Here is a 7,461-nt window from a genome sequence, read left to right as displayed (position 1 = left end):
TGATTACGTTTTGCATGTTCAGTTTTCAAGGTTCATTTTTTCGTTTAGTGCATCACCTCTTGGCGACTTGTATTATATTACACGCTTAATAACGAAAGGTCAACAGCTTTTTAAAAGTTTTTTATTCTTTTTTTATATTCAAGAAAAACTTCCTATATAATAACCCCGTCAACTTTTCGGGATTTTCTTATTCTAGACTCCTTTTGAAAACCATCTCACTTTACTTATTCCAAACTTAACATACCAATCGAATAAAAAAAACGATAGCTTCTTCAAGAGCTTTTCTAAGAATAACGTTTGGAATGTTTATTTTCTATACTTGCTTATATTTTAAAAAAACTCGGCATAGGCGCCGAGTTTTTTAGAACGGGAAGAAGAATGGTACAGCAAGCATCATCACGATGAACATCAGAACTTGCAATGGTACACCGATTTTAACGAAGTCCATAAATTTATAGCCACCTGCTGTCATGACAAGTGCATTCGTCGGCGAAGAAATCGGTGTTGCAAACGCCATACTTGCCGCTACTGCTACGCCCACCATAAATGTTGTCGGCGAAGCATCCATCGCAATTGCCGCGTTCATGGCAATTGGAGCAAATAAAACAGCCGTCGCCGTATTACTAATAAACTGGCCAAAAATTACTGTTAATACATAGATTCCGATTAAAACTCCATACGGTCCGTAACCTCCGAGCGTATCAATAATACCGTTCGATAAAATGACCATACCACCTGTTTTTTCAAGTGCAGTCGCCATCGGAAGCATTGCGGCTACCAAAATGATACTTTCAAAATTCATATGGCTATACGCGTCATCCATATTGCGCAGACATCCAGTCAAGATCATGAGTACTGCACCAATCATGACCGAAATAACCGCTGGGAAAATTTCGAAGGCCATTAAACCAATCATGAATAACATGATCACACCTGCAATGCCCGCCTTCCCTGTTGCTGCGGCAATACTTGCGTGCTCTTTCGGCTGACCAACAACAACTACATCTTGCGTCTCACGTGCAAGTAATACAATTTCATCCCAAGCACCTTGCACTAAAATGGCATCTCCAAATTTCAGCTTATGATCCGCCATATCCTGTAACTTATAGCCACCTTTGTGGTTAATGCCGATAATATTAAGATTGTATTTTTCACGGAATCCTAGTGAACTAACCGTTTCATTGATAAAGCTTGAGTTAGGCGTCAACAATACTTCCGCAATGCCAAGATGCTTCGATACAAGCTCATCCTCCGCCCCATCCACTAGTTCCTCCATTTTCAGACCATAATCCGCAACAAAGCGTTTAATGTCCGCTTCTTCACCTTGTACATATAGCTCGTCCGTCGCATGCATAACGCTTGTCGGCCCAGCCATTTCCTGAAATGTCATTGGCAATAAATTTATGCCTTCATGCGACTTGCGATGAATTTTCATAATACAGAGGGCATACTTTGCTGGTAACTTCAGTTCAGCTAAAGGTATATCAATAATCTCTGAATTCTCCGGCACATGCATTTTAAACAGACGATTACCTAAATCATATTGTTTAATTATTTTTTTCGGTGATAACTTATAGCCGGCTTTTGTTTGCGTACGGCTTTTGTCTTTTGGCAGAAGTATATTACGAACGAGCACTAAATAGGTAATCCCGACAATCATACCGACAATACCAATGGGTGTTATCTCAAAAAAGCCAAGTTTGTCATAGCCTCGATCCACGAGTAATTGACTGACAATTAGATTCGGCGGCGACGCTATCAAAGTGATCAACCCTGATAAGCTCGCGACATAAGAAAGTGGCAGTAAAAATTTCGACGGACTTTCCTTTATACTAATAGCGATACTGACAACTATCGGCATCATGAGAGCTACCGTACCCGTATTACTCATAAAAGCACCTACCGAACCAACAATAACCAGTAGTAGCACAAATAACTTCAGCTCACTATCGCCCGACCATTTTAGTAATAGCTTTCCGGCCATCCCAGCAAGTCCTGTGCGCAATATTCCTGCACCGACTACAAAAAGCCCCGCTATCATAAGGACAACAGAGTTTGAAAAACCCGCCAGTGCTTCTGCTGGAGTCAAAATATCCGTAATGACAAACGCTAGGAGTGACACAATGGCTACGAGATCCGATCTTACACGGTTCGTCATAAATGCAAAAATCGTCGCCCCTAAAATAAGAAATGTTAAAGTAAGTTGCACATCTATAATTTCCTTTCCTATGAATTAACAGTTCCATTCTATACGAAAAAGAACACAAATAATGCAAATACACCCTATTTGTGCCCTTTCATTGTTAGTAAATACAAAAACCCCGACACAATTACCGATAAATAACCGAATTTTATAATTTTCGCTGCTTCTCATACCAATTTATCGCATCACTAAGAAAACAGCGAACTCATGGTTTTTAATCGTTCCGTCAAATAAGAACGCCACCATTTACTACAACTCGGCCATTCTTAATAACTGTATGTGTATGATTCATGCCATAAAAATACTGTAATTGTTTATAATTCGCAACATCTAGTATCAGTACATCTGCCTGCTTCCCAACTTCAAGTGAACCTATCCGGTCCCCTCTATTAACCGCATAAGCTGCATTGATGGTCGTTGCTACTAATACTTCCTCAAGCGTCATGTCCATATGCATACAAGCTAAATTCATCATGAATGGCAAGCTCATTGTTGGTGACGAACCAGGATTAAAATCCGTCGCAATAGCAACCGGTACTCCCTCATCAATCATTAACCGTCCTCTAGCAAATGGAGCACGTAAGAAGAATGCTGTTCCGGGAAGTAATACAGCAATCGTTCCTGCCACCGCCATTTTCCGAATCCCTTCATCTGAGGCGACAAGTAAATGCTCCGCTGAAATCGCACCTACCTCGGTAGCTAGTTCTGCACCTTGATAAGGCTCAATTTCATCGGCATGGATTTTCGGCGTTAATCCGAGCGATTTCCCTGCCTCTAAAATGGAGCGAGATTGCGCAGGGGTAAAAACGCCCTTTTCACAAAACACATCATTAAATTCAGCAAGACGGAACTCTGCCACTTTTGGTAGCATGTCATGGATGATCGTATCGACAAATTCATCCTCACGCCCTTTATAATTATGCGGCACTGCATGCGCCCCCATAAATGTGCTAACGACATCTATCACATGTGTTTCTTGCAACTTTTTAGCCACCTCTAGTTGCTTTTTTTCAGTTTTCCAATCTAAGCCGTAGCCTGATTTTGCTTCAATTGTTGTCACACCATGTTTCAAGAATATATCTAAATGGCGAAACGATTTTACATATAACTCCTCGAAACTAGTATTCCTTGTTTACATAGTCGTTGCATGAATCCCACCGCCTGCATTCATTATTTCCATATAGATTGCGCCATTTAACCGCATCTTAAACTCATGCTCACGTGTACCCCCATGCACTAAATGCGTATGACAATCGACGAGACCAGGCATAACTACTTTTCCTGTTCCATCAATAACTTCTGAATCTAATATTAACTGCGGAAAATCTGCTTCAAGTTGAGCTAAAGGACCAATCGCAGCAATACGATTTCCATCTATTAAAACACTTGCGTTCGCAATCAACCCTATTTCTCGCATCTTGTCTTTGATACGGGGGCCTCGCGCTTCACTTTTTAATGTAATTACTTCATTTGCATTTTTTATTAAAATCGTCACTTCGCATTCCCCTTGTGCTTTAACATCGGCATGTGCACACCTTTTTCGCGCGCGGTATTAATCGCGATTTCATACCCCGCATCTGCGTGACGTACGATGCCTATTCCGGGATCTGCCACTAATACACGATTAATTTTATCAGCAGCGAGCTGTGAGCCATCCGCTACTAATACTTGACCTGCATGCTGCGAAAAACCCATTCCTACGCCACCACCATGGTGTACACTTACCCAACTCGCACCACCCGCTGTATTAATCAGGGCATTTAAAATCGGCCAGTCTGACACAGCATCCGAACCGTCTATCATACCTTCCGTCTCACGATTTGGCGAAGCAACAGAGCCTGAATCTAAATGATCACGCCCAAAAACGATAGGAGCAGATAACTCACCGCTTGCCACCATTTCGTTAACTTTTAAAGCAAAACGATGTCGATCGCCATAACCTAACCAACAAATCCGAGCCGGCAACCCTTGCCACTTCACCATTTTTTGCGCCATTTCAATCCAATTCACTAAACCTTCATCATGTGCAAACATCTCTTTTGCGAGTGCATCTGTTTTCATAATATCCCCTGGATCCCCTGAAAGTGCTACCCAGCGAAATGGCCCCTTTCCTTCGCAAAATAACGGACGAATATAAGCCGGCACAAAGCCTGGAAAGTCAAAGGCATTAGTCACGCCCATTTCTTTTGCATAGGCACGGATGTTATTGCCGTAGTCAAACACCTCTGCCCCCGCCTGTTGGAATGCCAACATTATACGGACATGCTGTGCAATTGTTTCTTTTGCTTTTCGCTCATACGTTTTTACATCTTTTTTACGCAATTTTAACGCATCCTCCAATGTCATACCGTTTGGAATATAGCCATTTATAGGATCGTGCGCTGACGTTTGATCCGTCACAAAATCAGGAATAATGCCACGTTGAAGTAGTTCCTGATGGACATCTACACAATTGCCAACGACACCAATGGATGATGGCTCTTTCTTTTCCTTTAGCTCATTTACTAACTGAATTGCTTCATCTACTGTTTCAACAATATAATCACAGTAACCTTCATTTATTTTACGCTCGATACGCGTGCGATCTACCTCAACGACTAAAATAACAGCACCCGCCATCTTTCCAGCTAGAGGTTGTGCACCGCTCATCCCGCCCATACCACCAGTCAAAATGAACTTACCACGCAAATCTGCTGTACCAAATACTTTTTTCCCCGCCTCTATAAATGTTAAATACGTCCCCTGTAAAATCCCCTGTGCTCCAATGTAAATCCAACTACCTGCCGTCATTTGACCGTACATCATTAAATTACGATCCTCTAACTCATAAAAATGCTCCCAGTTAGACCAAGCAGGTACTAGATTAGAATTCGCAATTAAAATGCGGGGTGCGTTTTCATGCGTACGAAATACCGCAACTGGTTTTCCTGACTGTATGAGTAGTGTTTCGTCATCTCCTAAGCCTTTCAATGAAGCAATAATTTGCTCATAACTTTCCCAATTCCGGGCTGCCTTACCGATACCACCATAGACGATTAACTCATCAGGGTTTTCTGCAACCTCTGGATCTAAATTGTTCATCAACATACGCATCGCCGCTTCCTGTGTCCATCCCTTACAAGAAAGCGTTGTGCCTCTTGGTGCACGAATTGTTCGTTTTGTCTCCATGTGCCATCCCCTTTAATTTGCTAATTCGACTAGCTCATCGGATGCTAAAAGATAAACTGCTAACGCTTCAATTTCATCTCCTATCGGCTGATCTGTTGTCAGCGGGGGACAAAATTGGCGCACCTTCTTTAAATAGGCACTCGTCGTTGGCGCAAGCTGTTCCTCCACCTTCTCTAAATAGATAGCCTGTGATGCACAAATCAGTTCAATCGCAATAACACGAGCTGTATTGCGTACAATTTGATGCACCTGACGAGCCGCTATCGTCCCCATACTGACATGGTCTTCCTGATTTCCTGACGTCGGAATAGAATCCACACTTGCGGGATGTGCTAGTACTTTATTTTCCGACACAAGAGAAGCTGCTGTATACTGTGCAATCATCAGCCCACACTCTATCCCAGGGTTCATGGCTAAAAACGGGGGTAAACCATCGTTGAGCTGCGGATTAACCATTCGCTCTGTACGACGCTCTGAAATATTAGCCCATTCACATACACCAAGCTTTAAAAAATCCATCGCAAACGCAATCGGCTGACCATGAAAATGCCCTCCAGATAACACTTCGCCACTTTCAAGCACAATAGGATTGTCTGTTGTAGCATTCATCTCAATTTGTACGCGCCCCTCTGCATAGAAAAAAGACTGCCAGGATGCACCGTGCACTTGTGGAATACATCGAAGAGAATAGGCATCCTGCATACGTACCTCCCCCTGCTTCGTCACACGTTTACTTCCAGCCAACCACTTACGAATGCGTCCGCCGACAAATTCTATTTCGGGGTGAGGTCTAACAGCTAAAAGCGCCGGGTCAAATGCTGAAATAATGCCTTTTAATGCTTCTAACGAGAGACTTGCTGCCATATCCGCCGCTAACCCGATTCGCTCTACTTCGTTTAACGTCACAACACCAATGCCCGTCATCGCTTGCGTTCCGTTTACAAGCGCTAGACCTTCTTTTGCCTGTAGTCGAACAGGTGCTAGTCCCGCTCTCTGTAATGCTACTGCTCCAGGCAAAACAACCCCTTCAAACTCAGCCTTCCCTTCCCCTACAAGCACCAATGCCAAATGTGATAGCGGCGCTAAATCACCACTTGCTCCGACCGATCCCTGTGACGGCACTATAGGGTGTACCCCCTTATTAATGCAATCCAGTAAGAGCTGCAACGTATCCTGACGAATCCCCGAAAATCCACGCGCTAACGCATTGGCACGTAAAATCATCATCGCGCGCACAATTTCTATTGGAAATGGTTCTCCCACTCCCGCTGCATCTGAGCGAAGTAAATTTAATTGAAGCAACTCATTATCCGCTTCTTCAATACGTATATGACTCAGCTTGCCAAATCCCGTATTAACACCATAAATTGCTTGCCCTTCAGCTAAACGTTTTTCAATCCACACTCTGCTTTGCTTTACTCGCTCTTCACTATCATGAGACAGCACAACCAAGGCTTCTTTCTTCACAATTCGCGCTACCTGCTGTCTTGTTAATGTGTGACCGTCTAGTTCAATGATACTCGTCAACCTGCATCACCCTATTCTTCTGTCATTGGCTATTCACTTTTTAATTTGAATTTGTTATTACTAAAATAATATGATTCATTTGGAGGGCTATGCTAAAACTTATTTTCGACATTTGATTTTCATAAATTAAAAGGAATTTAGGGTTAGTTTGAAGAATCTTATATAGTGACGGGGAGATAAAAACAAACATGCCTGTTGAGTTAGAGGATGATAATTGAACCCTCTTACTATTTTCAATTAAAACCCACCATTTTCAACACGCACATAGTGAAAATGAAAATCCCCTCTTTTAAAAGCAAGACTTAACACTTGACTTAAATGCAATTCACACGATTGAAAACTCTCTTGAAATAAAAAAACGATCCAAAAGAAACTGCTTTATACCAGTGTTTAAAAACAAAATTCGTTTATATATCACTTGGATACTATAATTGTATTTATTAGAAATCCGTATAGAAACTGCTGTTACTACACATCTTCCAATAGCAATTGTTTATGGATATAAATTCTTTAACGATAATAATTACAATGTACTAGCAATTCTATTTTAGATTTGTTATAGT

At 42.0% G+C, this 7,461-nt stretch carries 3 protein-coding genes and 1 pseudogene; all 4 read right to left on the bottom strand.

What is annotated here, in order from left to right; genetic code table 11:
- Positions 1 to 361: 361 nt before the first annotated feature.
- The 4 genes and pseudogenes from AEA09_RS19365 to hutH all read right to left on the bottom strand — a co-directional run bounded on the left by AEA09_RS19365 (position 362) and on the right by hutH (position 6,898).
- On the bottom strand, positions 362 to 2,215 hold the full coding sequence (locus AEA09_RS19365; RefSeq protein ID WP_082332737.1) for an SLC13 family permease: 1,854 nt from the start codon (positions 2,213 to 2,215) through the stop codon (positions 362 to 364).
- Between the two features lie 214 nt (positions 2,216 to 2,429).
- A pseudogene (gene hutI, locus AEA09_RS19360) lies at positions 2,430 to 3,698 on the bottom strand (imidazolonepropionase).
- The gene (hutU, locus tag AEA09_RS19355; RefSeq protein ID WP_053585605.1) at positions 3,695 to 5,371 is read right to left on the bottom strand and encodes a urocanate hydratase; all 1,677 of its coding nucleotides are present in this window, start codon (positions 5,369 to 5,371) and stop codon (positions 3,695 to 3,697) included. Before hutU ends, hutI begins: the two are co-directional and overlap by 4 nt.
- A gap of 12 nt (positions 5,372 to 5,383) precedes the next feature.
- On the bottom strand, positions 5,384 to 6,898 hold the full coding sequence (gene hutH, locus AEA09_RS19350; protein WP_053585604.1) for a histidine ammonia-lyase: 1,515 nt from the start codon (positions 6,896 to 6,898) through the stop codon (positions 5,384 to 5,386).
- Positions 6,899 to 7,461 lie beyond the last annotated feature (563 nt).

Origin of the sequence: Lysinibacillus contaminans (genome assembly GCF_001278945.1) — a bacterium.
Taxonomy (GTDB): Bacteria; Bacillota; Bacilli; order Bacillales_A; family Planococcaceae; genus Lysinibacillus; species Lysinibacillus contaminans.
This window is presented reverse-complemented; position numbering and strand designations above follow the sequence as displayed.